We start from the raw sequence: 26,146 nt of genomic DNA, 5'->3' as shown, positions 1-26,146 counted from the left end.
CCTACGGCTGCAGTATCCGCCGCAGCGCAAGAGAAATGGATATATTACTGATACCCGGAGCCGAAAACGGATCATAGCCGAGTATGGACTGGATCTTTTTCAGCCGGTAGTAGATCGTGTTGCGGTGCAGGTAGAGAAGCCCGGCGCTTTTCTTTACATCCATCTGTGTGTCCAGAATCATGGTCTCCAGTATGGATATGAGAGATTCGTCATCCCTGAGAGGTTCAAGCACGAGCGGCCAGGACGGAAAATCAGAGTCCGCCATATGATTCAGGCAGGACTGGCACGTATCCAGAAAGAAGATGTGCGACAGCGTATAGTATTCGGCATACGGATACACCTTGCAGGCAATATCCCGTATATTGTCAATGAGCTGATAGGCCGCGGCAATTTTTTTATAGGAAGAAAGCCGGTCATAGAGAAAGAGAGGGCTTCCGGTAAAGCACATGTTCAGTTCTTTTAAGAAAAGCGAGGCAGCATACGAAAGATCAGAGGAAGGAAGCGCTTTATCAAAAAGAAGGATCCAGGCCCCCTGATAAAAACCATAATGCACCGGTCTTATCATATCTGCCACTGCTTTCAGGCAATAGGAGAGAATTGTCTTCGTGCGCTGGGAAAGCAGCAGATCCGGGTAAGCATTATCATCTGCGCCAGGGCAGATGACCCACATGGACGATATCTGTTCCAGCGAGATATTGAGTTTTGAAGCCAGATAGTCACAATATTCGTAATTGCTGGTAAACAGAGCGCTAAGCAGGTCGTCTTCCCTGGAGGCATGAAAAGAATCTTCGCGTTTTAATATATAACTGCGGATGGTCTGTGTGAGCATGTTCATGAAAAGGTAGGAGATATCTTCCCGCTCTGTGACGAACAGCAGCCGGCAGGAGGTGTCCTTAAGCGGGATCTGGCAGCTGTTGACGGTAAATATTGTACCGGTATCGTGTCTATATTGGTCTGTCATTATGGATGAAGCAGGATGTTTACCAAAGTACAGGCTGCGGTACCAGTGCATGATATTATGTACGAGTGTTTCATTTGACAGGCCGGTATCTGTGAGAAAGCTGTTGGGCGTACAGCACATAAGGCGGTATTTGTCGTCGAGCAGTATCATCAGCCCCCTGTAACAGCGGCCGATCTCGTTAAATAGCAGCCCCAGATCACCATATTGGCTGTCGGAGGCATTAAAGTCGATCAGAAGTTCGGGCAGGGATAGTTCGTCATTTAAAGTTCTCTGAAAGATGTAATTGGCAATGTCGTGAATGACATCGGTAAAAAGCGCAGGCCCCTCCGGGGAGATGGTAATTATCGGGTAGGCCAGCTCATCGGCGATTCTTAAAAAGTCTGCATCAAGCCCGGGCAGAATCTTCCCAACATAAAATAAGATAAGACCAGAAGTATCCGCCTTGTCCAGTTCATACAAAAGGGCACACTGCTTGCCGGTATCATAGCGTATAGAAGTAAGAGTGGAGATAAGAAGTTCACCACTCGTTAAAAAAGAGGGTTCTATATCGTCCACATCTGTTGTCTCCAGTACGGAGATAGCAGAGACGGTCCGGCCAAGACCTTTGCTTCCCGCGGCTACAGAGGCGTGTTTCAGCGCAGAGACAGCCAGACAGTCTGATACTTGTATTTCCAATCTTAACACCTCGATTACATGTTTGGTTTATGAATTAGGATATAAAATGGATAGTATATACGTTATAACATAATTATTTAATGATTGCAATGAATGTAAAATAAATGAAATTGGAAAAAGTTGGAAGCGAAAGGAGGAAGACTATGAAAAAGAAAATAAGCTTTTTATTGATACTTACCATGTGTGTAACGATGCTTGGCGCCTGTTCTGGGGGAAAGAACAGTTCAGATAAGACAAAGAACAGTGCATCTGCGAACCCGGATAAGATCGTACGTATGATGTTCACCAATACGCCGTATCTGGATCCTGCAGTCGGTTCAGACGAGGTGTCTACGGCAATATTTCCGAATATTTATGACTCGCTCGTAGTCCCGACCCATGACGGAGATACAGAAGCGTCTCTGGCGTCGGACTGGACCGTGTCGGATGACGGCCTTACGTGGGTATTTCATCTAAGAGATGATGCTAAGTTTCACAACGGGGAACCGGTGAAGGCGTCTGACGTGGTATTTTCCATGAACCGTCTGATTACGATCGGCGAGGGATTTGCATATCTCTTCCAGGATAAGGTAAAAGAGGCGAAGGCATTAGATGATACACAGGTGCAGTTTACACTGTCCGAACCTTTTGGCCCATTTCTCTCCACGCTTGTAAGACTTTATATCGTGAGCGAGAAGGATGTAATGGATCATCTGAAAGACGGAAGCTATGGGGAGTATAAGGATTACGGCAAGGCTTACCTGAATGAACACGACGCCGGAAGCGGCCCGTACCAGGTGACGGAATATGCGTCGGGGGACCATGTATCAGGTGTGAAGTTCAAGGACTATTTTGAGACATTTGAGGAGGGAAGCCCGGAAGGATTTAAATTCATGGTATCTCCTGAATCTGTGACGGTAAGGACGATGATGTCAAGGCAGGAAGTGGAGATCACAGATGCATTCCAGCCGATGGAATCCTACGCTGAGATGGAGAAGATGGACGGGATAGAACTGATGAAATTCTTTGGCGGAAGCATGATGTATCTTACGATGAATAATAAGAAAGCGCCGACAGACGACATCCATTTCCGCAAGGCCATGGCTTATCTTGCCGACAGGGCCAATATGGTGGAATCTATATTCCCGGGGTCAGAGGTGGCGGACGGACCGGTCACCCGTGTGCTGGCAGGTTCTCTCGATGAGAAGCTGACCTATGATTATGATATCAAGAAGGCAGAGGAGGAATTAAAGCAATCAAAATATTATGATGAGCTTGACGATCTCGATTATACGATATACTGGGTAGCTGAGACGCCAGACCGGGAGAAGCTGGCGCTGCTCATACAGTCGGACGCGGCCAAGATCGGACTGGATGTGAATGTAGAGAAGGTGCCGTGGCTTACACTGGTAGAGAGTGCGGCATCACCGGAACAGTCGCCGAACAGTGGTACGATACTGACGACGCCAAGCTACTCTGAGGCCGGTTCACAGCTGGTTGCCTCCTATCTTACAAAAGAGGTGGGCAGCTGGGAGAGTATGGACTGGTACAGTAATGAGAAGGCGGATGCTCTTATCAATGACGCCATATCTACGATCGACAGAGAAGAAAGGCTGAAGAAATATGAGGAAGCACAGAAGATAATCATGGAAGATTATGCAACGGTTCCTCTCTTTGAACTCGTTGAGACGCACGCATATCAGAGCAGCTACCTTTACTGGGAAGCGGCAGAACGGGCCAAGAAGGGGGAAAGCGTTGTACCTGTAATGGGATATCAGTATAGCCTGAAAGGGATGCACTTTGTGGACAAATAGTCAGTATTGTAAAGGAGCTGTATGTTATGGCAAAAACTATTATAAAAAGATTACTCTGGTCAATATTTGTGCTCCTGGGTCTTTCCATCATCATTTTCTGTATTCTGCGCATTGTTCCCGGTGATCCTGCCCGTGTAGCTCTTGGGCCGAAGGCTTCAGAAGAGACGGTGGCAGCGTACCGGGAGGAGATGCATTATAACGAAGCTCTGCCGGTCCAGTATGGATACTGGCTTAAGGATCTTGTAAGCGGAGATCTGGGAGAGTCGCTTGTGACAAGACGGCCGGTCACCCAGGACTTGAAAGAATTTCTGCCCGCCACGCTGGAGCTTGTTCTTCTTGCCGGCCTGCTTCAGATTATTCTGGGGCAGGTGATCGGGGTGATCTGCGCGGCCTTCCACAACCGGTGGCCTGACATCCTCATCAAGATCATCGGCTACATAGGAGTTGCCACCCCGGCATTTGTCATGGCAGTATTTGGTCTTCTCATCTTCGGGTACTGGATCCCGATCCTGCCATCCATCGGCGGACGTCTGAGCGCGGGCTTTGACGTCCCGGTGATTACGAACTTTATGCTCATCGACACTCTTCTGGCGGGGAATCTGGCGGCATTTGCAGATGCTGCAGGCCATATTATACTCCCGGCGCTTTCGCTCTCTATCGGATGTATGATGCAGGAAGCTAAGATGACGCGGGCCAGCATGATAGACAACAAGGGGAAGGACTATATCGCCATGGCGGTGACACAGGGCGTGCCGAAAAGGATCATCAACGCAAGGTTTCTGCTCAAGCCGTCCATTATACCGACTGTTGCTATTATGGGACTTGACTTTGCATCGCTTTTTGGAAATGCGTTTCTTGTGGAACAGATCTTTAACTGGAACGGCCTGTCAAGCTACGGGATCAACGCCATGCTGCAAAAAGACCTGAATTCAGTCTGCGCGGTGGTGCTCGTATTCGGACTGGTATTTATTCTTGTTAATGTACTGGTAGACTTGATCGTGGCATGGCTGGATCCGCGGATGCAGCAGAGAACATCGGCGTAGAAAGAGGTGATAGCATGAAAGAAAGCAAGCTTGAAAGTGTAAAAAGAGTCTGGTACCAGCTGTCCAAGAATATACCCGCCGTTGTGGGTATTATCATAGTCGCCGTTGTCATACTGGCAGCTGTATTTGCAAAGCAGATCGCGCCGTATCCAGATCATGACGGAGCATATGTCAACTTTGCCGACGCCAATATCGGACCGTGCGCACAGCACTTGTTTGGGACGGACAATATGGGAAGAGATGTGTTCAGCAGACTGCTGATATCCTTAAGGAGCGCGCTTCTTATGGGGATTCTTGTCCTCGTCATATCGGTACCGGTGGGATTTATCCTTGGAGTGGTGGCCGGATACATGAAAGGAACCTTTGTTGAAGTGATCATCATGCGGGTGACAGATATCTTCTTGTCTATACCGCCGCTTGTACTGGCGCTGGCCATCGCATCTGTGCTGAGGCCGAATCTGACGAATGCCATGATAGCCATAACCATCATGTGGTGGCCGTGGTATGCCAGGCTGTCCTACAGTATATCATCATCCCTCAGAGCGGAAAATTATGTGATCTATGCGGAGCTGACAGGAGGAGGCGCACTGCATATCCTGACAAAAGAAATCCTTCCAAACTGCATTTCGCCGGTGCTGACTAAGATGACGGTGGATATGGGGCTCGTTATTATGATGGGCGCTACGCTCGGGTTCGTCGGACTTGGCGAACAGCCTCCCGCGCCGTCACTTGGAAATATGATCGCAGACGGTATCAAATACATTCCGGGACAGTGGTGGGTCACTATATTTCCCGCGGTTTTCATTATTATCATCGTGTTGGGATTCAATCTGATCGGGGATGGCGTGAGTGCGTTGTTTACAGTGGAGGAAGCCTGATGGAGAAGAAAAATATATTATCGGTACGTAATTTGAAAGTTTCATATAAAGTATACGGCGGCAGGAGCAAGGTTGTAAATGGGATCTGTATCGACGTGCCTTCAGGAGGAAGAGTCGGGCTTGTAGGAGAATCCGGCTGCGGGAAGACGACAAGCCTTAAGGCCATACTTGGCATTCTCCCATCGGCAGGAGTGGTGGAAGACGGAGAAATACGTTTCGACGGAAAAGATGTCCGGGAGATGTCAGGAGCGGAGATCGACCTGTTTCACAGAAGGGGCGCCGGAATGATATTCCAGGATCCGTCGGCCGCCTTAAATCCTGTATTTACAATTGAGAAACAGCTGGTGACAGGACTTAGATACTCTTTTGAAGATAAAGTGAGCAGAAAAGAGGTGTATGATAAGGTAGTGCAGGCGCTTTATGAAGTATCACTTCCGGACGCAGAGCGCATTATGAAGAGTTATCCGTTCCAACTGTCCGGCGGTATGAGACAGAGAGTCTGTATAGCGGCTTCCCTGGCGGCGGACAAGAAGCTGCTGCTGGCAGACGAGCCGGGAACTGCGCTTGATGTGACCATCCAGGACCAGATACTGCGCCTGATGAATTCACTTGTGGAGAAAAAGGGACTTTCCATGGTAATGGTATCCCATTCTATAGGAGTTATCCGCGAAGTGACAGAATATGTCTATATCATGTATGCAGGAATGATCGTAGAACATGGCAGGACCAAAGCGGTATTCCACGATCCAAAGCATCCGTATACAAAGGCGCTGATGGAATGTGTCCCCAAATTGACCGGAGACGGAATATCAAGCGGAATCGAGGGGCGCATACCTGATTATCTGAATCCGCCGGACGGCTGCAGATTCTCGCCCCGCTGTAAATATGCGACAGACGAGTGCAGGAACACTGTACCGGAGATGACAGAGGTAGAGGAAGGACACCAGACGGCATGTTTCATGCTCAGGAGGTAAGCGCATATGGAAGAAAAGAAAAAGACGATAGAGGTAAAAAACCTGAAAAAATATTTTCCGCTTAAGAATGGAAAGGTAGTGCGGGCGGTGGACGGAGTGGACCTTGAGATATATGAAGGTGAGACGCTTGGGCTTGTGGGCGAGTCCGGCTCCGGTAAGAGTACGATCGCTTATATGGTAGTAGGTATGTACAAGGCGACGGACGGCAGTATCATATATAGAGGAGAAGATCTGACAGCCAGAGGGATGAAGCGGACAAAAGAGCAGAAAGGAAATATTCAGATCGTGTTCCAGGATCCAAGTTCGGCATTGAATCCCCGGAGAAAAGTTAAGAAAAGTATTGAATTTACATTAAAGCTTCACGGAGGGATAGAAGGGAAGGAACTGGAGGAGAAGGCGGAAGATCTGCTGGAAATGGTCGGACTTCCGAGAGAATTCGGTGAGAACTATCCGCGCTCTATCGGCGGCGGGGAGAGACAGCTGGCGTCTGTGGCAAGAGCGATGGCGGCGGATCCCTCTCTGCTGATCCTGGATGAACCTACGAGTGCGCTGGATGTGTCGGTGCAGGCGAAGGTGATCCGTAAGCTGATCGAACTTCAGAAGGAGAGAAATCTGTCGTATCTGTTCATTACCCATGATCTGAGCCTGATGCGCAATATAGCGGACAGGGTGGCGATCCTATATCTGGGAAAGGTGTGCGAGCTGGCTCCGGCGGCGGATTTCTTTGAGAAGCCGCTCCATCCATACACACAGATGCTGCTTTCTTCCATACCGGTCGCGACAGATGAAGAAGAGATGATGCGGCCTGAGAAGGTGATATCAAAAGGAGAGATTCCAAGTCCGGTAAATGTTCCGCCCGGATGCGCATTCCATATGCGGTGTCCGGTGAAGATGGATATCTGTTCAAAAGAACTTCCTGAGATGATGGAGGTAAGCGGGGGGCATTATGTGTGCTGTCACAAGTATTGTCAGGCGGAACGGGCGGATACCGCCCAGAACTAGATAAAACAGATCAAGGAGGTGTTATTTTATGCAGAATGAATTGATTCAGATCGCACAGAAGTTATTGAGGGATCTATATCGGATGAAACAGGGGGAACTGCTTGTTATTACAGCGGATACCCTCACGGACCGGGAAGTGGTGGAAGCAACTGAGGAGGCGGCAGGCAGACTTGGTATACAGTGGGCGACGCTCTGGATAAAAGCGCCCGGAGGTGTGGCTGTGGCGGCCGATAAGGAGATACCGGGTAAGGCGGTGGTATCGCTGCTTTTGAAGGCAGACGCATGGGCAGAATACAATAAGATGTGGATATATGGCTCCGGCGCGTACAGTGAGATCATGAAAAAGAACACGTCGCTCAGACATATGTGTCTGACCGGAGCGACAGGAGAGCTTCTCGCGCATTGTATCGGGAATATACGATACGACGCGCTTCAGGCATTTGGCCTTAAGCTGGCGGAAAAGATTCAAAATGCACGGTGTATGCGGATGACAACAGAAAAAGGAATGGATATCTCTTTTGAGAATATTCAGGGCAGGCCGGTGCTGAAGGAGCTTGGTGATGCGGGAAATCCCGGGACAAATATGCTTCCGGGGCAGATAGCTTGGACTCCTCTTATTGAGAGTGTAAACGGAACTCTCGTATTTGACGGGGCACTGGCTCCGGTATGCGGCGTCCCTTCAGAGCCGGTAAGAATCAAGGTCGTGGATGGAAGCGTAAAGGAAGTGGCAGGCGGCAAAGAGGCGGAGGCATATTTAAAATGGCTTAAGAGCTTTGAGCATTCTCAGATGTTTGGAATCTCCCACACGGGTATCGGCATCAATCCAGGGGCGCTTTTATCCGGGGATATCCTGCAGGATCAGAGAGTGTGGGGATCTGTTACATGGGCGTTCGGCAGCATAGGGGGGAATCTCGTTCCTCCGGACGGCGTGCCGGGACCGTCACATTCTGACTGTGTGGCTCTTGGCGCAACGCTTATCATAGACGGCAGGGAATTGTTCCATAACGGCGAGGTAACAGATGAAGAGTTCAAAGAACTTGCCCGTGCGCTTACAGGGAGATAAGAGATGGTAGAAGAAGTGATCCGGCAGTTTCGCGCGCTTGCCTTAATTCCAAGGGCGACCTTCCATGAGCAGAGGGCAGCGGAATATATCGAGAAGCTTGGGATAAAATATGGCTGTAAGACAGTACGTGATTCTAAAAATAATGTTGTGATTGACAAGCCGGCCCACGCAGGCTATGAGCACGTGCCAAGGGTGATCCTTCAGGCACATATTGATATGGTATGCAAAGGGACGCCCGGCCGCGGCTATGATCCTCTTAAGGACGGCATACAGCTGGTGGAAGAGGAGGGACGGATAACGGCAGAAGGGACTACGCTTGGCGCGGACAATGGAATCGGGGCCGCTCTCATTCTGGAAATACTGAGAGGGGAAGAGGCCTGCGGGCCGGTAAGAGGAATCTTCACTGTGGAGGAGGAAGAGGGGATGGGCGGGGCAAGAAGTCTCGACCCATCCTTTGTGCAGGATAAGTATTTCATAGGACTTGACTGGACCTCCACAAGAACCAGCTGCATCGGCTGCGCGTCCAGCCTTAGTCTCCTGGCAAGAAAGGAAGCGGTGTATAAGCGGCCCGAGTATGACTCTGCCTACCGGATATGTCTAAAGGGACTGCCGGGAGGACATTCCGGCCTTGACATACATCGGGTAAAGACTAACGCAGTCCGTGAAATGATTAAGATACTGCAGAATATACTATTGCTGGGGATAGATTTTGAACTGGCACATATCGCAGGGGGAACAGCGAAAAATGTCATACCCGATTCGTGCACAGGCACCGTCTGCATTAAATCAGACTGCATAAACAAATTCCTCGAAACGCTGTCTTCTGTAAAAAAGCAGATGTTTGCATTTATGGAAGCGGAGGGTGAGGATGTTGTGCTGACGGTTGAGAAGGCCGAAAAGCCGGACCGGGTGCTGGAACGTCAGTGCGCGAAGGAGATACTGGACTTTGTTCAGAGCATTCCAAACGGCGTGGTAAAGACAGAGCCGGGGAGCAGCGGATATATACATCTCTCCTCCAACATCGGAACGATATCCACAGGGACATGCGTGGAGCTTTCCATTATGGCAAGAGGAAGCCGGAAAGAATATCTGGACCTGCTCTATACGGGGATAAAACAACAGGCAGCGCGCTGCCGGCTGGATGTAAAGTGCGTATCCAAAGAACCAGGATTTGACTCAAAACGAGACGGTAAACTGATCCGGAGAGTGTGTGAAATATACCGGGCGCAAAATAATGAAGAACTCACATTGGAGAAGATACATGCAGGACTTGAATGCGGTTATTTTAAACAGAAAAATCCGGATATGGAGGTAATCGTGCTGGGAGCAGATCTGGAAAATATACATACGACGAAGGAAACTCTGTATACAGAACGGCTCGGGGTGCTGTGCAGACTGCTTTTGGAAGTATTGCGCACCGCAGGTTCCCAATAAATTTCAGGGAGCAGGTGACTGCAGCCTGTTTCCGGCTGCCCCCTGGGCCGTTAAATTTCAATGCGAAAGCAACCGAAAGTAGACAAAGCCCGGCCACAATGCTAGAATATCCCTAGAATCAAAAATAATCATATCGTATTCAGGAGGGAATTAAGATGAAGATTGCAATCGGCTGTGACCCAAATGCACAGGAGGCAAAAGAAGAATTGATCAAATTCATGGAAGAAAAGGGCTATGGAGAAATTACAGATTTTGGAAGCGAAGATCCGATATATGCCAACACAGCAGTAAAAGTAGCAGAGGCTGTGGCTTCAAAAGAGTATGACAGAGGCATTCTGATCTGCGGGACAGGCATCGGTGTGTCCATTGCGGCTAATAAAGTCAAAGGCGCGTATGCAGCCCTGCTTTCTGACGTATATTCCGCTAAAAGAGCACGCTTGAGCAACGATGCCAACATCGCCTGCATGGGCGCGTTCACCATCGGCAATAAGCTGAGAGAAGAATTGACAGATGCGTTCCTTACAAACGACTTTGTGCCTGGCTGTTCCTCACAGCCAAAAGTTGACGCATTTGTAGAATATGATAATGCGCGGTAGATACCGCTCTGGTAAAAATAGTTCAGCGTACGAGAACCCGGCAGACTGCCGGGTTCTTTTTTGAAGTGTGGGGATAGTGAATGTATGTCAGATAGGGACACCCTAAAACGAAATGGGGACGGGGATTTTTGAAAAAATCCCCGTCCCCATTTTACCCCATTTAAATTGTCTGAACATTATGATATAATAGAATGAATTTTAGACGATACGAAAGAGAGGGTGCGGAGTATGCTGAAGGTACTGATCGCGGATGATGAGAAGAAGGTTTGCCAGCTGATCGTCAATCTGGTGGAGTGGAAATCGTTCGGATTTGAGATTGTCGGTGTGGTGAATGACGGAATCTCCGCATATAAGTTTCTGCAGGACAATACAGTCAATGTCATGATCACAGATATCCGTATGCCCGGGTGTGACGGCATGGAGCTGATCCAGAAGGCGAAGGTGCTCTATCCGGACATGTATATTGTCATTATAAGCGGATACAGCCAGTTTGATTATGCGCAGAACGCGATCCGCTTCGGAGTGGAGGATTATCTGCTGAAACCAATCCGTAAAAAAGATCTGACGGCAACGCTTGAGAAAATAATCGAGAAATGCCGGGAGGAGATACTTGACGCGCAGAAGTGGGAGGATATGCAGAAACGGCTGGAGGAAAATGAGGAACGGCTGAAGGGAAGCTTTCTCGAGGACCTGTTGAAGCGGCCGGAAAAGTTTGGAGGCTTTTATTCTCTGGAACGGATAAACGGAGAATACCATTATCATTTTGAGGATGTATGTTATCAGACCTTTATCATTAAGGCCATTCCCGGGAAGCGCAAGGAGGATTCGGATACGAGAAGGATTCTTCTCCAGAAAGGCACGGAGATCGTAAAGTGCGCATTGGACGGTTTGTGCAACGAGGCGGTAACGGGAGTGGTCGACGGTGATATATACGGCATACTCAACGGGACTGAGGAGGAAATGCACAGGATCACGCGCAAACTGAAGAAAGTGAAGCTGGATATCTTAAGACTACAGGATGTGTTCGAGGAAGTGCAGGTGTATATCGGACTCGGCCGGGAGACCGGGAGTATCCGGGAGATACTGGAGAGCTTTGAGACAGCCGGGCAGTCTATACAGCAGAGATTTTATTACGGTGAGGATTTCCTGCTGAAAGCTCCCCAGGGGGAGGACTACAGGGAAAAAGCCGGCAGGATCGTGGACAATGGGTTTAAAAAGCGGTTTTTGAACTATATCGAGATCATTGATCTGGACGGCATTGGCGGTGAGATGGATGATCTGGAACGAAAGCTTTCTGAAAGCCCTGCGAAGGACGGACGTCTTGTTGCAAGTGTGTACAAGGAAGTGCTGACGTTGTTTTATTTTGGAACGCACAATTATAATATTGAGATACCGGACCAGTATCCGGAGTTATTAAAGCATCTGGAGGTGCTCGGCACGATACATGAGGCGGCCGGCTATCTGAAGCGGTATATGGTGCACTCTCTCATGCACTGGATCGAGGAGAAAAAGTATGTGGAATCCAGGCCGATCCGGCTTGCAAGGCAGTTTATCGGAGAGAATTATTATCTTCCGCTCACACTTGAGACCGTAAGCAGGGAGATCGGATTTAATCCCACCTATTTTTCCGGCATGTTCAAAAAAGAGACAGGGAAAAACTTTTCGGATTATCTGAAAGAGATCCGGATCGAAAATGCAAAAAATATGCTTTTGAACACAGAGCAGCAGGTGGAGGACATTTCCTTTGCAGTCGGATATTCGGACATCAAATATTTTTCGAGACTGTTTAAGAAGCAGACGGGAGTGACGCCGACAGAATTCCGCCGACTGTACAATTAGAAGGAGGCAGAGGATGAAAAGAAAAGCGCTTTCTGCCAGAACAGCGGCAGTCATAGCTATATTGCTGCTGTCGGGCGTTGTCAATATCGGGATATTAAGTATCATATTTTCTGAAGGGACCGTTTCTGCCGGATTCATGTGCGCCGTCCTCCTGGCCGAGGTCACGGTACTGCTCGTGTCGGTCTATCTGGCGGCGGAGTATCTGCTGAAGCCGTATCAGGAAATGCGGCGGCTGTATCAGAGATTTATTGACGGCCAGGTATATGAGGAGCTGTTTGATGCTGAGTATGAGCTGATGCCCCAGTGGAATGATGTGATGAAAAAGGTGCGGCATCTGCTTAATAAGCAGGACGCCATAAAAATGTCCAAAAAACAGGCGGAATACCTGGCTCTGCAGAATCAGATCAATCCCCACTTCCTGTATAATACGCTGGAGGCTATCCGGGGCGACGCCATCTGCGCAGGGCTTGACAGTGTGGCTGAGACGACAGAAGCGCTGTCTATCTTTTTCCGGTATTCCATCACAGGAGTGGACAAGCTTGTGACACTGGAGGAGGAGATCGACAATGTAGAGAATTATTTTACGATCCAGCATTACAGGTTCGGGGAGAAATTAAAGCTTCAGATCACATATCCAAAGGAGGAAGAAGTGCTCCAGCTCCGGCTGCCGAAGCTGACGATCCAGCCCTTTGTTGAGAATGCCATCTACCACGGTCTGGAAAAGAAAGTAAACGGCGGCGTCGTGCGGGTGAAGATAGACACGACGGAACAAAAGCTGATGATCACCGTCTCCGACAATGGCGTCGGCATGCCGGAGGAGCAGGTGGAAAAGATAAACGGTTACTTTGAGAAAGTGGCGGTCAGCTATGTGGGAGAGGACCGGAAGAAAAAGGGCGGCATCGCAATGAAGAATGTCAACAGCAGGATAAAGCTGTTGTTTGGCGAAGACTACGGGGTGCATGTGTACAGTGTCGCGGGAATCGGTACCGATGTAAAAATAATGCTGCCCAGACTGAGGCGTGATGAATATGAAGAAAGAACGGCTGAGAATTGAAAATATAAGAAAAGGCACCCTTCTCAAACGAATAGAACTGCAGGTGTTTGAAGGTGAGATTATTCACTGTGTGTTTGACAATATCCAGGAGAAGACGATGTTTCTTGAGCTTATGACAGGCGCCCGGAAAGCGGATTACGGGAGAGTGTACTACGAGGAAGAAAAGGTACCGGAAAAAGACATGTCAAGTGTGCTCAGAAAGCGGGTGGCGCTCATATCAAGGGAGAGCCGCCTTATCGATTCTGTGTCCATGGAGGAAAATATGTTTCTCGTGCGCCCCCGGGTAAAAGGGCACTGGGTCAACAGACGCAGCTACAGAAAAGAGGCGGCAGAACTGTTCCGGGAATTCGGGCTTTGCATCGACGTGGAAAAGCCGATGGGGCGGCGCACTGTATTTGAGAAAGTACAGATAGAGATCATGAAGGCGTATCTGCTCGGACAGAAGATCATTATTCTGACAGCCCTCAGCATATGCCTGAGTGACGCGGAGATGAAGGCGCTGTGGTGCCTGCTTGAGAAGCTCCGCAGAAAGGGACTGTCATGTCTCGTCATCGAACCGCTGGAGGATATCAATTTCGTCTATACAGACACGGTTGTTGTCGTAAAGCACGGCAAGACGTGCGCGGTGAAGGATGTGGATGAATGTGATTACACAACGCTCCACACTATTTTATACCGCGATGAGCTGGAGAAAAATGCAGAGGACTGGAAGCGGGGCCCAAAAGAGCGCGCCGGTGAAGGCATAAGCATACAGGACGTCACAACAAGTTATCTTAGAAATGTATCTTTTTCTGTTGCGAAGGGAGAGATCGTCAAACTTTTCTGCATAGACGAGCGAAGTTATAACGAAGTGACCGGATTTTTGAGAGGAGAGACAGAGGCCGTGTCCGGACGGCTCTGTATCGGCGGCTGTGAGAAAGCGGTCGGGAAAATGATGACAGGGATGCGGGACCGTATCGGTGTCGTGCAGGGCAATCCCGGCACTGCTTCTCTGTTTCAGGAGCTTTCGGCGATGGATAATCTGCAGATCCTGCTGTCCCAGAAGGTGAGCGGAATGTGGATGATCCCGAAATACAGGAAGAGTATCCGCAAGCTGCTCGGAGGAATCATATCCGATGATGTGTATTCTAAAAAAGTAAAAGAGCTCTCCCCGGCGGATGTACAGCGGATCGTGTACTGCCGGTGGCTCATCTACTCCCCCCAGCTGCTTGTCTGTATCCAGCCTTTTGCGGAGGGGGACATCCAGGCGAGGGAGACGGCGAGGGAGATGATATATATGCTGGAGAAGAGAAACATTCCGGTCCTTATCATCACGTCCAACACAGCAGAACTGAACTACTGCCGGGGACGGGAACTGTATATGAGGCACGGCAGGATGATAGGCAAGGAGGAGGCGTATGAGTTCCTGTACTCGGAGCTGTAGATGTGCATAGGAAAGAAGGCTTAATACTAAAATATCCCCGCTGGACGGGGATATTTTTTTGCCCTGTAACAGAAGATCCATCAAGCGCGGTCGTACATTTAGCAATTATGAATATGGACAATATAGACAAAAAAATAACAAAATTAAAACGACAATTATATAAAACATCTAACTTCTGAAGATTGTCCCCCCTATTGTGAAGATGGTAAGTATGAGACCCGCCGGCAGTGTGATACGATGCAGTCATCGAGAGGAACCTGTGAACGGTGATGAATAAATGGGAGGAAAGGTTATGAAAAATGAGGAAAGAGCGCAGGACGGACTTGTGCTTGAGGCGAAAAATATCACGAAACGCTTCCCGGGGGTCCTGGCGCTGTCCAATGTAAATTTCAGGCTGATAAAAGGCAGAGTTCACGCACTTATGGGAGAGAACGGAGCGGGGAAGTCAACCTTGATGAAGATCATTGCAGGTATTTATCAGGCAGACGAAGGAGACATCTATCTGCACGGCGAGAAGGTCTCCTTTCACACACCGAAGCATGCGCTAAGCCACGGCATTTCCATGATACATCAGGAGCTGAGCCCTATTCTGGACATGACGATCGCAGAGAATCTGTTTCTTGGAAAAGAGTTCTGTAAAGGAAAACTGATCGATTATAAGACGATGAACCGGGAGGCGGCTGTACTGCTTGAGAAGGTAGGAGTGGACCTTCCGCCCGGCAAGCTCATGAAAGAGCTCACAGTGTCTCAGATGCAGATGGTGGAGATCGCAAAAGCGCTCTCCTACGACGCCGAGGTTATCATTATGGATGAGCCTTCGGCGACGATAACAGACAGAGAAGTTGCAGGACTGTTCCGCATCATAAAGGGGCTTAAGGAGGAAGGAAGATGCATCGTCTATATCACCCATAAGATGGACGAGGTATTTAAGATCGCGGATGAGATAACCGTATTCAGAGACGGACAGTATATCGGTACTTATGACGCGGGAGAGATCGATGAAAATGAACTGGTCGTCAAGATGGTGGACCGGGAGCTGACGGAGATCTATCCGGCCCGCTCAAACGAGGCGGGAGACGTTGTGCTGAAGGTAGAAAACCTGAGCCAGGAAGGTGTGTTTGAAGATATTTCCTTTGAGCTTAGAAAGGGAGAGATACTCGGATTTTCCGGGCTCATGGGCTCCGGCAGGACAGAGGTAATGAATGCTTTGTTCGGCATCACTCAGCCGACGTCCGGCACAATATGGGTCAATGGTGAAAAGATGGATAAGCCAAGACCGGGAAAGGCGATCTCAAAGGGGATCGGTTATGTGACGGAGGACCGGAAGGGAAACGGCCTCGTTCTCGAAATGAGCGTCTACGATAACATAGTGCTTCCGTCGCTTGGAAAGCTTTCCGGCCGAATCGGCGCCATCAACCGGAGAAAGGCCGCCAGGGTGGCGGAGGAATACAAGGAGAAGCTGGACATTAAGACGCCGAACATGCAGCAGATGGTCAAGCAGTTAAGCGGAGGAAACCAGCAGAAGATCGTGCTTGCGAAATGGCTGCTCCAGGACCCGGATATTCTCATCTTTGATGAGCCTACGAGAGGCATCGACGTGGGGGCGAAGACAGAGATATACAAGCTCGTGGCCAGTCTTGCCAAGGAAGGAAAGGCGATCATATTTATCTCATCGGAAATGCCAGAGATCCTTGGGATGTCGGACCGTGTTGTAGTATTTTATGAAGGAAGAAAAAAGGGAGAGCTGGCAAGAGAAGAGGCTACGCAGGAGAAGATCATGATGTACGCTTCGGATGTCGATGAAGGAGGAATGCAGTAATGAAAGAGATGACAAAGAAGTTTGACCGGAATTGGATCCAGACATATATGCTTATTTTTATAGTGATCGGGCTTGGGATCATATTATCGTTTATCTCGGGTAACTTTTTGACAGGGACAAACCTGCTCAATGTGCTGCGGCAGATATCGATCAATGGAATACTGGCTATCGGGATGACGATCGTATGTCTGACCGGTGGGATAGACTTATCGGTCGGTTCTATCGTGGCCTTTTCCGGAATCATAGCGGCGGGCCTTCTAAGGGACAAGGAATATCCGATCGCGCTCATCGTGCTCATTGCCATCGCCATCGGCGGGCTGCTGGGACTTTATAACGGTTATTTTGTGGCTTACTGGAATGCGGCGCCGTTCGTCGTGACACTGTCTATGATGACGATAGCAAGAGGCATGACTTACGTATACAGCACCGGGCGGCCTATATCGAACCTTCCGACGGAATTTCTTGCCATCGGCAAGGGAAGCATCGCTGGTGTGCCGGTGCCGACGATCATACTCATTATTGTGTTTATACTGGCCAGCGTTATGCTCACAAAGTTAAAGTTCGGCCGTTATGTATATGCGGTCGGAGGAAATGAAAATGCAGCTATGGTATCCGGCATCAATGTGAAGCGCATAAAGATGATGGTGTATGTGTTAAGCGGCATTGCCTGCGGGATAGCGGCCATTATATTGACGGCCCGTGTGTCTGCGGGGCTGCCGACAGCAGGTGAAAGTTATGAACTGGACGCCATCGCCGCGACTGTCATCGGGGGCACAAGCCTTTCCGGAGGACGGGGCAGGCTGTGGGGAACGATCGTAGGAGCGATCTTGTTAGGTATCGTAAATAACGGACTTGATCTTATGAATGTGTCTTCGTTCTACCAGCAGATCGTAAAAGGGTTGATTATTCTCGGGGCGATTTTAATCGATTCAAAACGGAATCAATAATATCAGGAGGGAAAGTTATGAAAAAAAGAATGTTATCTATTTTACTCGTAGCAGCCATGGCGGCGGCTCTGCTGCTTGGATGCAGCTCAGGTACGGAGGGAAGCGACAGCAAAGGAGATGATAAGAAGGCGTCAAAGAAGGACGGAGGATATACGATCGGCTGTACAGTCTATTACATGACCGAGTTCGTGACGCTCATGACAGAAGGTATGGAGAAAAAGGCGGAGGAGCTTGGCTGTGACCTTGTCATGCTCGACGCACAGCAGGATGCCCAGAACCAGATCACACAGATCGAAAACCTGATCGCGCAGAAAGTCGATGTCATCATCGTTGCGGCGGTGGACTCGGATGCGATCCTTCCCGCCATAGAGATGTGTGACGACGCGGGGATCCCGCTTGTCGGCGTGAATATGCTGTTCAATACAGAGGAGCCTTATCATTATGTAGGACCGGACGATGTACTGGCAGGCGAGCTTGAGATGCAGAATGCCATAGATGAGATCGGCGGAGAAGGAAATGTTGTCATTCTGGAAGGACCGATCGGACAGTCCGCACAGATACAGCGTCTGGAAGGAAACCAGAATATACTTGACAAATACGAGGGCAAGATCAACGTGCTGGCCGACCAGACAGCAAACTGGAGCCGTGAGGAAGCGCTCACTCTCGTAGAGAACTGGCTGGAGACATTCAGCGGCAAGATAGACGCTATCGTGGCACACAACGACGAGATGGCGCTCGGCGCGATCCAGGCGCTGGAGGCAGCAGGCCTGACAGATAAGATCGTCGTTACAGGCGTCGATGCGATCCTGGACGGCTGCAACGCAGTCAAAGACGGCACACTCCTTGGAACGGTATATCAGGACGCAGGACTGGAAGGAAGCGAAGCAGTGCAGAAGGCATATGATGTGCTGGAAGGAAAAGTGACAGAGAAAGAATTATCTTATATTGATATGAAATGGATCACAAAGGACAACGTAGACGAGCTGCTGGATACGATCTATGCAGAATAGATGCGGACAGATGATCCGACGGTAAAACATAATCAGCCCTGAGAAAAATTATAAGTGGTTGGGTAACTCCCAACCACATAAAAAATAAGGTATTGTTAAAAAAATATCATATTTATTGGATCATAGCGGTCCAGCAGACAAAAAATGACGGAAAAGAGGTATATATATGGAAGGTAAAATGAAAGTTGCGGTGATGACAGGGGCAAGACAGATGGAATGGACAGAAAAAGACATTCCAAAGCCGGGAAAAGGGGAACTGCTCGTGAAGCTGGAGTATGTGGGCGTGTGCGGTTCTGACCTGCATTTTTATGAAGCCGGAAGACTTGGAAACTGGGTGCCGGACGGCCCGCTTGTGCTGGGACACGAACCGGGAGGAGTCGTAGAAGAAGTCGGCCCGGAGGTGACCGGATTTAAAAAGGGTGACCGGATCGCCATTGAACCGGGAGTTCCGTGCGGTACGTGCGACATGTGCAGGAAAGGGCTTTATAACCTCTGCCCGGATATGTCCTTTATGGCCATTCCGAACGAGCGGGACGGAGTATTTTCTGAATACTGTGTGCACCCGGCCAATATGTGCTTTAAGCTGCCGGACAATGTAGACACGATGGAAGGGGCGCTCATTGAACCGCTGGCGGTTGGATTCCACGCTGCAAAGGTGGCGGAGGCTGAGATCGGGCAGAGCGCCGTCGTGCTTGGCTGCGGCTGCATCGGCCTCGTGACGATCATGGTGCTCAAGGCGAGAGGGATCGAAGAAATCTATGCGGTCGACATGATCGGCAAGCGTCTGGAAAAAGCAAAGGAAGTCGGTGCGAAGGAGGCGTTTAACGCAAAGGATGTCAATATCGAGGAATTTGTCAGGACGCTCCCGGGAGGGGGAGTTGACCTCGTCTTTGAGACGGCCGGCGCGGAGTTTACGACACGCCAGTCCGCGAAGCTGATCAAAAACGGAGGGCGGGTCGTGCTTGTCGGCATGTGCGCGGAACCTGAGATCGTCGTAGACATCGGAAGTCTGAGTGCGAAGGAGGGGGACCTGAAGACGATATTCCGCTACCGGAATCTGTACCCGGCAGCGATAAAGGCGGTGAGCGAGGGTACGATCCCTCTGAAATCCATTGTCTCCCACATTTTCGAGTTCAAGGATGTGATCGAGGGAGTTGCCTATAATGTGGACAATAAGTCAGATGTCATAAAGGCTGTAGTGAAATACTAGAATGGGGGAAAAGCATGAGGAAAATAATCAATGACGCGGACAATGTCGTTTCGGAGATGATGGAAGGATTTACCGGCGCCTACAGCAGATATTTCCGGAAGCATCCCGAGGTGAACGCCATACTGTCCAGACAGAAACGGGAAGATAAGGTGGCCCTTGTGATCGGCGGCGGAAGCGGACACGAGCCGATGTTCGGAGGATTTGTCGGGAAGGGGCTTGCGGACGCGGCTGCCTGCGGCAATATCTTTGCCTCGCCGGACCCCAACACGATATACGAGGCCGCAAAAGCGGTTGACAGCGGCAAAGGAGTGCTTTTCGTATATGGCTGTTACGCGGGGGATAACTTAAACTTTGATATGGGTGAAGAGTTTCTAAGAGACGACGGCATCCGGACGGCCCATGTCCGTGTCCGGGACGACGTGGCCAGCGCGCCGAAAGAGCGCATGGAAGACCGGAGAGGAATCGCGGGCGACGTATTTGTGGTGAAGACCGCGGGCGCGGCGTGTGACGCCGGGCTGAGTCTTGAAGAAGTGGTGCGTGTTACGGAGAAAGCACGGGATCATACGAGGACAGTGGGGGTCGCCACGGCTCCGGCGCAGCTTCCCGGGGTGGATAAGCCTATCTTTGAGCTGGGGGAAGACGAGATAGAGTACGGCATGGGCCTGCACGGAGAGCGGGGCGTGCTGCGGACCGCGTGGCAGCCCGCCGATGTGCTGGCGGAAAAGATGTACGCCCAGATAAAGGACGACACAGATCTGCGGGAAGGGGATGAAGTGTGTGTGCTCGTGAACGGGCTTGGTTCCACGACGATCACAGAGCTTGCCATCGTCTACCGCAAGATCAAAAAACTGCTCGATCAGGACGGGATCAGAGTGTATGATGCAGACCTGAACAACTACTGCACAAGCCAGGAGATGGGAGGCTTTTCCGTCACCTTTTTCCAGCTGGACGAGGAGCTGAAAGGCTACTACGACAGCCCCTGCTGGTGCCCGTATTACGCAAAAGGGGAACTGACAGAGCGTGCGTGCGCGGCAGGGGAAGAAGACAGATGCACAGAAGAAGCAGAGCAAGGGGACGAAACTCGGAAGGATCCCGGTAAGGACGCACCCGCCGCCGCAGAGCCGGAAAGAGAGCGTAAGGGCGCGCTGGAAGAACTGAGCGCGGAAGACGCCAGAAGAATGCTTGTGTACATTGCAGATAAGATCATTGAGAAGAAGCCGTATCTGACGGAAATAGACAGCGCCATCGGCGACGGGGACCACGGCATCGGCATGGCCGGCGGGATGAAAAAGGCAAAAGAAGCGCTGGAAAAAATGACCGGCGAGAAGAATGTGTATGCAGTCTTCGAGGCGGCCGGCAAGGCCATGCTCATGTCCATGGGGGGCGCCTCCGGCGTCATCTTCGGGAGCCTTTACCTGGCAGGCGCAAAAGGCATGGAGCCCAAACCGGTCATAACGGCAGAAGATCTGGCCCGGATGGAAGAGAAAAGCCTGCGCGCCATCCAGGAAAGAGGCAAGGCCGAGGTGGGGGACAAGACGATGGTAGACGCCCTCTCCCCGGCGGCAGACGCAATGAAAGCAAGCTGCGGGCAAGGCCTGCTCCCCATGCTGAAGGCCGCGGAAGCCGCCGCAGCCCAAGGGGTAGAGGACACGAAGAAATATGTGGCAAAGTTCGGACGTGCAAAGTCACTCATGGAACGGGCGGTCGGATACCAGGACGCGGGGGCAACCTCCGTATGGCTCATCCTCCAGGGGATGAGAGAGTACGTAGAAGGATAAAGGGGACACCCTGAAACGAGATGGGGACAGGGGAAAACGAATTGGGGACGGGGAATTTTTAAAAATTCCCCGTCCCCAATTCCCCCAATTCGTTGATTAACCGGAGCGCGAATGTTAAAATGAAGCAAAACGGAAATCAATGGAGCTGCTGCTCCGGGCGGAGAGCAGGAAGGAGAGGGTTATGATGAAATTTTATGTACTGAACGGAAGTCCGAGAAAGAACCATAACACAGCAAAGATCCTGGAATGTGCAGTCGAGGGGATCAAAAGTGTCCTTCCTGACGCGCAGATCAACTGGATCCATGTCTATGACCATTCGTATAGCGGCTGTGTCAGCTGCTACGGCTGTAAACGTGTCAATGGGAGATCTTATGGGAAATGTGCAAAACGGGATTCCATTTCCAGGCTTCTGGAGAATATTTCCGAGGGGGACGGGCTTCTGATCGGCAGTCCTGTCTTTTTCCACGGCATTCCCGGGCAGCTGCGGGCATTTCTGGAGCGTCTTCTGTACCCGTATCTCGTCTATGGCAAGGAGTACACATCGATTGCGCCGAAGCGTTTCCCGGCGGCGTTCTTCTACACGATGAATGCGACCGAGGAAAAGATGAAACAGATGAATTATCCGATCAAGCTTTCTGCGATGGAGGAATATACAGGCATTGTCTTTTCAAAGCCCGAGATCTTCCATTGCTTTGACACGTGCCAGTTTGACGATTACGCATTATATAAGGCAGAGCGGTTTTCCCAGGAAGAGAAGCTCAAGGTGAAGAAGGAGCAGTTTCCGAAGGACTGCCAGAGAGCTGCCGAACTCGGAAAAAAGATCGCTCAAAAAGCTATATGTCAGAATCCCACTGCTTCAGAAAGTCCTGGCAGAATTTAATAAAATCTGTCTGTTCGGGATAAAAATAACTGTTATGTATAGAGATCAGGTTATAGGAATGATATTCATAATAATCTCTTATATAAATCTGCCGGATAGAACCTTCTTTTAATTCCCTCGCCACAGCGCTTTTATACAGAAAGGATATGCCGATATTCTGGATCAGCAGCTGCTTTACCGTAGTAAGGCTGTTGCTGATCTCTATGCGGTGCGCAAAGTGTATGGAGGAAATATTGTTGTCCCGGAAGATCTGTTCCAGCCGGTTCCTCGACGGCGTTTTATCGACACCGAGTATGAGCGTGCTGTTATAGAGCTCCTGGATAGAGACCGTTTTTTCCGCAAGCGGATGATCCGGCGAGCAGGCGCAGATCGTGCTGCTGCTGCACAGTTCGTAATAGTCATGTTCTGATTTGGATACGATTCCATCCATCAAAAAAAAGTCAAGCTCTCCTTCATTTAACATTCTTGAGAGCGCATCATAATTGTCGGTCACGACCCGAATCTTATAATCTGGATATTTCCCCATAAACGCAATGATCAAATAAGGAAGAAAAGACTCCCCCGCAGACTGCTCCGCGCCAAGCCGCAGCTCCTTTGTGGGGGAAGTCAACAAGGAGAGATGTTCTCTGATACGTTCGGAATCCGAATGAACGGAATTGACGAACTGGTACAGGGTCCGCCCGGTGGGAGTCAGGACAAACCTGCGGTTCGTGTAGGTGTAAAGCTTCGTGTGATAATACCCTTCCAGATACTTGATGTGATGAGAGACGGCAGGCTGTGTGATATGTAATTTCTCTGCCGTTTTTGTAAAGCTTTTTGTCTGGCAGAGCGTTAAAAATGTGACCAGTCTTGTATCTAACATACGGAAGCCCCCTGACTATTATTTGTAGTAATAGATAAATTATAAATTAGAATTTTATTATAAGCAAAAAGGCTGATATAATCAATAGTAAATCAATAGAATCAGAAAAAATACCATTTATTTTCAAATAAAAAGAAAAAACGGTCATTATTTCTGATAGTTCAATCAAAATCCATAAAGGAGGGTAATGTATGAAGAAAATGATTTCTAGTTTACTGTGTGTTGTTATGGCAGCAGCCCTGTTTGCCGGATGCGGTAAAGCGTCGTCTGACGAGGAAAAGTCCGGGGATACGCCATCGGTCGGGGATACAGCGAATGACGGCGACAATATTGTCAGATATACGCTGACATCCACGCCGCAGATCGACCCGGGCGTCGGTTCGGACCTTGGCGCTGCAACGGTGCTCATCAATCTTTACGATCCGCTTGTGCAGCCTCAAAAGGACGGGAGTACGGCGCCGTGGATCGCCACAGAATGGGAGACGTCCGAGGACGGGAAAACATGGACGTTTAAGCTGCGCGACGATGTGAAGTTCCACAGCGGCAACCCGCTGACAGCAGCCGACGTTGTCTACTCGATGCAGAGAAACCTGGATATGGGCGAAGGGTTTGGCTACCTGTTCAGCTCTGTTGTTGAGGAGGCAAAGGCGCTCGACGATACGACGGTACAGTTTGTCTGTAATAAACCTACCGGAACACTTCTGGCGACGCTCGTAAGGCTTTACATACTGGACAGCAAGCTCGTAGAAGAGAACTACGCAAAGGGCGATTACGGGGACAAGGGCGATTATGGAAAAGCATTTCTCCTTGAAAATGACGCGGGAAGCGGACCGTACAAGGTAAAGAAATACGCGGCAAATTCCCACGTGCTCTGTGAGAAAAACACAGATTACTGGGCAGGCCTGGATGAGAATACGCCGGAGGAGTTCAAGGCCATCGGTTCCAATGAGGCCGTTACAGTCAAGACGATGTTGGAGAGGAAAGAGCTGGAGCTCTCTGATGAATATCAGACTTCTGAGACAATTGATGCGCTTGGCAAGGTAGATGGCATCAGCATCATGGAAAATACCCAGGGAGATATCATCTATCTGCTGCTGAACAACCAGAAAGCGCCGACAGATGATGAACATGTAAGGAAAGCACTGGCATATATGCTGGATTACGACGCTGTCTGCAAGGATGTATATCCGAATTCCGTCAAAGCAGAAAGTATTATTTCCAAAAACGTACTTGGATTTAAGAAGATGAGTGAATACAGCTTTAATATTGAGAAGGCAAAGGAAGAGATCCAGAAGTCTAAATATGCAGACAATATTCAGGATTATCCGATCGAAGTGTGCTGGGTGGCAGAGACTCCGGACCGTGAGAAGCTGGCTCTTTTGATCCAGTCAGCGGCACAGCAGATCGGCGTGAATGTCAAAGTAGTAAAAACTCCGTGGTCAAGTGTCGTAGAGAATTCCTCTTCACCCGAGTCGACGCCTAACGTGACGACTACATGGTTTTCTGCGGACTACCCGGAGGCAGGCTCAGTCTTTGAGTCCGCGCTCCACTCCAAGACTTCAGGGACATGGAAGAACTGCTGCTGGATCGAGGATGCGACGCTGGACGGCATGATCGACGACGCGATGACAACGGTCGACCAGGAAGAGCGTGTCGCAAAATACGAGGGGATACAGGATTATCTCGCCGATAAATGCGTCATGATACCGATCGCGGAAGTTACGCTTCGCTTTGCCTACCGTTCAGATTATGTAGACTATGATGCCGCAGACCCCGCAAACCTTGTTCCGGTTATGGGATATATCAACTATATGCCGAATATCAAGGTATATCCGGACAAAAAGTAAAGACGCATAACGGGAAAAGAGAGGAGGATAAGATCATGTCACTCCTGAAGAGTATATTAAAACGGTTACTTAGTTCGCTCGTTGTATTACTTGGACTGACGATCATTATATTTGTTCTCATGCGGATCGTGCCGGGCGACCCGGCGCGGCTTGCACTGGGGGCAAATGTATCCGAGGACGTGCTGGAGAATTACAGAGAAGTCAACCACCTGAATGAGTCTCTGCCTGCCCAGTACGGATACTGGCTGACCGGAGCGCTGCGCGGGGACTTTGGCACATCGGCGGTCACAAAGAGAGCGGTCATTCAGGATATCAAAGACTTTGCGCCGGCAACCATTGAACTTGTCTTGTGGGCCGGGTTCCCGTCGATCCTGGTGGCGCTGTACCTCGGAGTCACAAGTGCCCAGCATAAGAATAAATGGCAGGATTATGTGTGCAGATTCTCGGGATATATATTTGTAGCGACACCGACCTTTGTGTTTGCCGTCATGTTCGTGCTCATATTCGGATACTGGATACCTGTTATGCCGACGATAGGGGGGCGCTTAAGCCCCTCCTTCACGATACCGGACATTACAGGCCTGTATGTGCTGGACGCGCTGCTCGGTGGAAAGCCGGCGGCGGCCTGGGACGCATTTCTGCACCTGCTTTTTCCGGCGCTTGCGCTTGCTCTTGGCAAGACAATGCAGGAGGCCAGGATCACAAGGTCCAGTATGCTGCAGAATGCGGACAAGGACTATATCACTATGGTGACGTCCCAGGGGGTTCCGCAGTCGGTGGTAAACAGAAGATTCCTGCTGAAGCCGTCCGTGATACCTACCATCACCGTGATAGGAATGGATATAGCGGCCATGTTCGGAAATGCATTTCTCGTAGAACGGATCTTTAACTGGCCGGGACTGTCCAGTTACGGAATGACAGCGATATTAAATAAAGATACAAATGCAGTCTGTGCCGTCGTTTTGATCATCGGTCTTGCGTTTGCGCTGACCAGTATAGCGGTAGATATCGTGGCGATGATTCTGGACCCGAGAATGCGGCAGAAGCGGACAAGATAG

At 49.9% G+C, this 26,146-nt stretch carries 21 protein-coding genes; 19 read left to right on the top strand and 2 right to left on the bottom strand.

The window, feature by feature from the left end; all coding sequences use genetic code 11:
* Window position 1 precedes the first annotated feature (1 nt).
* Window positions 2–1,636: a PucR family transcriptional regulator gene (locus LAJLEIBI_RS15655; RefSeq protein ID WP_040435017.1), complete on the bottom strand. Its 1,635-nt coding sequence runs from the start codon at window positions 1,634–1,636 to the stop codon at window positions 2–4.
* 143 nt (window positions 1,637–1,779) lie between these two features.
* On the opposite strand from LAJLEIBI_RS15655, the gene LAJLEIBI_RS15650 reads away from it, so the two are divergent.
* The 17 genes from LAJLEIBI_RS15650 (at window position 1,780) to LAJLEIBI_RS15570 (ending at window position 22,379) form a co-directional block, all read left to right on the top strand.
* Window positions 1,780–3,429, top strand: coding sequence for an ABC transporter substrate-binding protein (locus LAJLEIBI_RS15650; protein WP_050765507.1), 1,650 nt, complete (start codon window positions 1,780–1,782; stop codon window positions 3,427–3,429).
* A 26-nt stretch (window positions 3,430–3,455) separates the two neighbouring features.
* The gene (locus tag LAJLEIBI_RS15645) at window positions 3,456–4,472 is read left to right on the top strand and encodes an ABC transporter permease (RefSeq protein ID WP_006443112.1); all 1,017 of its coding nucleotides are present in this window, start codon (window positions 3,456–3,458) and stop codon (window positions 4,470–4,472) included.
* A gap of 14 nt (window positions 4,473–4,486) precedes the next feature.
* Window positions 4,487–5,350 (top strand): ABC transporter permease, encoded by an 864-nt coding sequence (locus LAJLEIBI_RS15640; protein WP_040435016.1) that lies wholly within the window; start codon window positions 4,487–4,489, stop codon window positions 5,348–5,350.
* Window positions 5,350–6,324, top strand: coding sequence for an ABC transporter ATP-binding protein (locus LAJLEIBI_RS15635; protein ID WP_006443110.1), 975 nt, complete (start codon window positions 5,350–5,352; stop codon window positions 6,322–6,324). Before LAJLEIBI_RS15640 ends, LAJLEIBI_RS15635 begins: the two co-directional genes overlap by 1 nt.
* Window positions 6,325–6,330: 6 nt before the next feature.
* Entirely contained in the window at window positions 6,331–7,326 is a 996-nt protein-coding gene (locus LAJLEIBI_RS15630) for an ABC transporter ATP-binding protein (RefSeq protein WP_006443109.1), read from the top strand.
* A 28-nt stretch (window positions 7,327–7,354) separates the two neighbouring features.
* The gene (locus LAJLEIBI_RS15625; protein ID WP_006443108.1) at window positions 7,355–8,389 is read left to right on the top strand and encodes a 2,5-dihydroxypyridine 5,6-dioxygenase NicX family protein; all 1,035 of its coding nucleotides are present in this window, start codon (window positions 7,355–7,357) and stop codon (window positions 8,387–8,389) included.
* A 3-nt stretch (window positions 8,390–8,392) separates the two neighbouring features.
* On the top strand, window positions 8,393–9,823 hold the full coding sequence (locus LAJLEIBI_RS15620) for a M20/M25/M40 family metallo-hydrolase (RefSeq protein WP_006443107.1): 1,431 nt from the start codon (window positions 8,393–8,395) through the stop codon (window positions 9,821–9,823).
* A 155-nt stretch (window positions 9,824–9,978) separates the two neighbouring features.
* Complete coding sequence (locus tag LAJLEIBI_RS15615) at window positions 9,979–10,419, top strand: RpiB/LacA/LacB family sugar-phosphate isomerase (RefSeq protein WP_006443106.1); 441 nt, start codon at window positions 9,979–9,981, stop codon at window positions 10,417–10,419.
* 228 nt (window positions 10,420–10,647) lie between these two features.
* Window positions 10,648–12,258, top strand: coding sequence for a response regulator transcription factor (locus LAJLEIBI_RS15610; protein ID WP_006443105.1), 1,611 nt, complete (start codon window positions 10,648–10,650; stop codon window positions 12,256–12,258).
* 13 nt (window positions 12,259–12,271) lie between these two features.
* Window positions 12,272–13,312 (top strand): sensor histidine kinase, encoded by a 1,041-nt coding sequence (locus LAJLEIBI_RS15605; protein ID WP_006443104.1) that lies wholly within the window; start codon window positions 12,272–12,274, stop codon window positions 13,310–13,312.
* Entirely contained in the window at window positions 13,287–14,735 is a 1,449-nt protein-coding gene (locus LAJLEIBI_RS15600; RefSeq protein WP_040435013.1) for an ATP-binding cassette domain-containing protein, read from the top strand. Before LAJLEIBI_RS15605 ends, LAJLEIBI_RS15600 begins: the two co-directional genes overlap by 26 nt.
* Window positions 14,736–15,027: 292 nt before the next feature.
* Complete coding sequence (locus LAJLEIBI_RS15595) at window positions 15,028–16,554, top strand: sugar ABC transporter ATP-binding protein (RefSeq protein ID WP_040435011.1); 1,527 nt, start codon at window positions 15,028–15,030, stop codon at window positions 16,552–16,554.
* The gene (locus tag LAJLEIBI_RS15590) at window positions 16,554–17,501 is read left to right on the top strand and encodes an ABC transporter permease (RefSeq protein WP_006443099.1); all 948 of its coding nucleotides are present in this window, start codon (window positions 16,554–16,556) and stop codon (window positions 17,499–17,501) included. Before LAJLEIBI_RS15595 ends, LAJLEIBI_RS15590 begins: the two co-directional genes overlap by 1 nt.
* A gap of 17 nt (window positions 17,502–17,518) precedes the next feature.
* Complete coding sequence (locus LAJLEIBI_RS15585) at window positions 17,519–18,511, top strand: substrate-binding domain-containing protein (protein WP_006443098.1); 993 nt, start codon at window positions 17,519–17,521, stop codon at window positions 18,509–18,511.
* A gap of 166 nt (window positions 18,512–18,677) precedes the next feature.
* Window positions 18,678–19,721, top strand: a complete 1,044-nt coding sequence (locus LAJLEIBI_RS15580; protein WP_006443097.1) for an NAD(P)-dependent alcohol dehydrogenase — start codon at window positions 18,678–18,680, stop codon at window positions 19,719–19,721.
* A 14-nt stretch (window positions 19,722–19,735) separates the two neighbouring features.
* Window positions 19,736–21,499 (top strand): dihydroxyacetone kinase subunit DhaL, encoded by a 1,764-nt coding sequence (gene dhaL / locus LAJLEIBI_RS15575; protein ID WP_006443096.1) that lies wholly within the window; start codon window positions 19,736–19,738, stop codon window positions 21,497–21,499.
* Between the two features lie 181 nt (window positions 21,500–21,680).
* A complete protein-coding gene (locus LAJLEIBI_RS15570; protein WP_242654912.1) occupies window positions 21,681–22,379 on the top strand; it encodes a flavodoxin family protein in 699 nt (232 codons plus the stop codon).
* Here LAJLEIBI_RS15570 and LAJLEIBI_RS15565 read toward each other — a convergent pair.
* Window positions 22,333–23,241, bottom strand: coding sequence for a LysR family transcriptional regulator (locus LAJLEIBI_RS15565; RefSeq protein ID WP_006443094.1), 909 nt, complete (start codon window positions 23,239–23,241; stop codon window positions 22,333–22,335). The two genes, LAJLEIBI_RS15570 and LAJLEIBI_RS15565, sit on opposite strands and share 47 nt — an antisense overlap.
* A 191-nt stretch (window positions 23,242–23,432) precedes the next feature.
* Between LAJLEIBI_RS15565 and LAJLEIBI_RS15560 the strand changes: the two genes are divergently transcribed.
* Both LAJLEIBI_RS15560 and LAJLEIBI_RS15555 read left to right on the top strand, forming a co-directional pair.
* Window positions 23,433–25,088 (top strand): ABC transporter substrate-binding protein, encoded by a 1,656-nt coding sequence (locus tag LAJLEIBI_RS15560; RefSeq protein ID WP_006443092.1) that lies wholly within the window; start codon window positions 23,433–23,435, stop codon window positions 25,086–25,088.
* Between the two features lie 35 nt (window positions 25,089–25,123).
* Window positions 25,124–26,146, top strand: a complete 1,023-nt coding sequence (locus LAJLEIBI_RS15555; protein ID WP_006443091.1) for an ABC transporter permease — start codon at window positions 25,124–25,126, stop codon at window positions 26,144–26,146.

The sequence above is a fragment of the [Clostridium] hylemonae DSM 15053 genome, assembly GCF_008281175.1.
Taxonomy (GTDB): domain Bacteria; phylum Bacillota; class Clostridia; order Lachnospirales; family Lachnospiraceae; genus Extibacter; species Extibacter hylemonae.
Note: the sequence above shows the minus strand (reverse complement) of the source record. Positions and strands in the feature narration are given on the sequence as shown.